This window comes from Tidjanibacter massiliensis (assembly GCF_900104605.1).
Classification (GTDB): domain Bacteria; phylum Bacteroidota; class Bacteroidia; order Bacteroidales; family Rikenellaceae; genus Tidjanibacter; species Tidjanibacter inops.
This window is the reverse complement of sequence record NZ_LT629958.1, coordinates 1-1,582: the sequence shown is the minus strand read 5'-3', so window position 1 is coordinate 1,582 and position 1,582 is coordinate 1. Positions and strand designations below refer to the sequence as shown.

The following is a 1,582-nucleotide window of genomic DNA, read 5'->3' as shown; positions in this document are numbered from 1 at the left end:
CATATGCAGTCTATCTTATAGACTACAATGTAGTAAATTCAAATCGTCGCACCCTAAAAATGCTTGTAAAAGACTATATTTCAATTATTTCAAAGACCAATTTCCATTTTTAACGGGACAGTAATGAATACATTAATATATAAGGTACGGATTATTCGTCGAACATCTCCGGGTCGATATAGATACTGATACGTCCGACGGTTTCGAGCTTCGTTTCCTCAAGCAGATCCAGATAAATTTCCGTCGAGCGAATACTCTTGTGCAGCATCATTTTGCTGAGGGTGTAAATATTCGTGCCGCTGGCTAATTGCAGCACGGCGTAGGTGTGGCGAAAACAGTGGAACGTGATGCGTTTGGTAATGCCCGCATCCTCAAGCCATCGTTTGAGCGGACGGTCGGTCATCGAGCGTGTAAAACCCTTGAATACCGTACCTGTACTGCGAGGCCCGCAAAGTTGTAGGGCCGTATCGCTTAACGGTAAGAGTCCTTCTTCGTCGGTTTTGACTGTGCGTATGCGCATATTATAACCGTTGCCTTCCAGGTTGGGTACGATATCCTCCCATTTCAAAGCCAACACGTCACTCAGTCGCAGGCCCGTTTCACAGGAGAAAAGGCTTGCCCGTTTCAAGACGTGGATCTCGCAGGGCGTTTGCGAGAGCGTTCGCAGTTCGGACGGCGTTAGAAATTCCCGACGTGTAGGTTTGCGTGCAATATATTCCATTTGTATTGCCAGATCTTCTTCAATCATATGATCCCGGTAGGCATTATGCAGCAGACTGAGGAATTTCAGATAGTAATTGACAATCGAGCTGTGTGCCAGCGGGCGTGTAGGGTCCCGGAATTGGTGCGCCGAGAGCAGGTAGCTTCTGAATTTCCGGCAGAGTTCGATATCGACCTCCGCACAGATACAGGAGTTTTTGACGAAAAACCGGAAATGGTTGTAGCAGCCTTTCCACAGGCTGCTGTTGTGTTCGCCTACTATCTGCCTGAAGTATTCCAGAAAATCCCGGTTGCCGCGTGCGGTATCGAGAAAGCCGTATTGTTTGTTTATGATGGCCGGCAAGCGTGTGGAAGCGATCAAACGCGCTTTGCGGTACATTTCGTCATTATGCGACTTTTCGTGTTGCGAACGCGGGCGGGCATAGACGTAGATACCCAGCGTTTCGGTACGGGTCTTCTTCATCGTATCGGGGATTCTGATCGCCGGGTAATAGTCGAGGTATAATGAACGTCGTCCGTGTGAAATCGGACGGCTGCGAAGGGTGACTTTAGGACATTTCATAATGATGCGATTTGAGGATGCAAGTTATAAATGCACAGTGAGATAAACAAAAATTAGTGTTTTTCAAATAATTGTAAATCAATGCTTTTTACCCTGCGTAGCTTGTCGGAAAGCCGCTTCGGAAAAAATAACCTTGCGACGGCCGTCGATAACCGTCTTTTGCGTGTCGATACCGTAATGTGCAAGGCGATACGTCACCGTACTGGGAGGGACACTGTATTTCTTGGCCGCATCATCTATGGTGATATAACCTGCCGGAACGATTTGAGTCTGTTTTTCCTGAATGACAGCCTCTATCTG

General features: G+C 47.3%; 2 protein-coding genes. Both read right to left on the bottom strand.

Features of this window, described 5'->3' with window-relative positions; all coding sequences use genetic code 11:
• Positions 1-151 precede the first annotated feature (151 nt).
• The gene (locus BQ5361_RS00060) at positions 152-1,282 is read right to left on the bottom strand and encodes a site-specific integrase (RefSeq protein ID WP_074021951.1); all 1,131 of its coding nucleotides are present in this window, start codon (positions 1,280-1,282) and stop codon (positions 152-154) included.
• A gap of 78 nt (positions 1,283-1,360) precedes the next feature.
• Positions 1,361-1,582, bottom strand: a 222-nt coding sequence (locus tag BQ5361_RS10720) for a hypothetical protein (protein ID WP_161940405.1), incomplete at its 5' end; no start/stop codon positions are given.

Coding starts and splice junctions, on each gene's coding strand:
- BQ5361_RS00060 (WP_074021951.1), bottom strand. CDS start 1,282: ATGAAATGTCCTAAAGTCACCCTTCGCAGCCGTCCGATTTCACACGGA.